This is a genomic window from Pantoea sp. SIMBA_079 (genome assembly GCF_046940275.1).
GTDB lineage: Bacteria > Pseudomonadota > Gammaproteobacteria > Enterobacterales > Enterobacteriaceae > Pantoea > Pantoea borealis.
In genome coordinates this window covers 1-242 of record NZ_JAWRYR010000818.1, presented here as the reverse complement: position 1 = coordinate 242, position 242 = coordinate 1, and the positions used below count along the sequence as shown (strand labels likewise).

The following is a 242-nucleotide window of genomic DNA, read 5'->3' as shown; positions in this document are numbered from 1 at the left end:
GTAATGCCAGCGCCAGGCAGCTTGCAGCTTGCGGCTAGTAGCTTGCCGCTTTATTGCGATTTCCTGACCCGCAGGTACCATTCCGACAGCAGGCGCACCTGTTTGTCGGTATAGCCACGCTCCACCATCCGGGTGACGAAGTCGTTGTGTTTCTTCTGGTCCTCTTTGCTGGCCTTGGCGTTGAAGCTGATGACAGGCAGCAGGTCTTCGGTGTTGGAGAACATTTTCTTCTCGATCACGAC

Annotated in this window: 1 protein-coding gene; it reads right to left on the bottom strand. The window is 55.4% G+C overall.

What is annotated here, in order from left to right; translation table 11 throughout:
* Window positions 1-50 precede the first annotated feature (50 nt).
* On the bottom strand, window positions 51-242 hold a 192-nt coding region (locus SB719_RS22230), incomplete at its 5' end, for a hypothetical protein (RefSeq protein WP_412160044.1).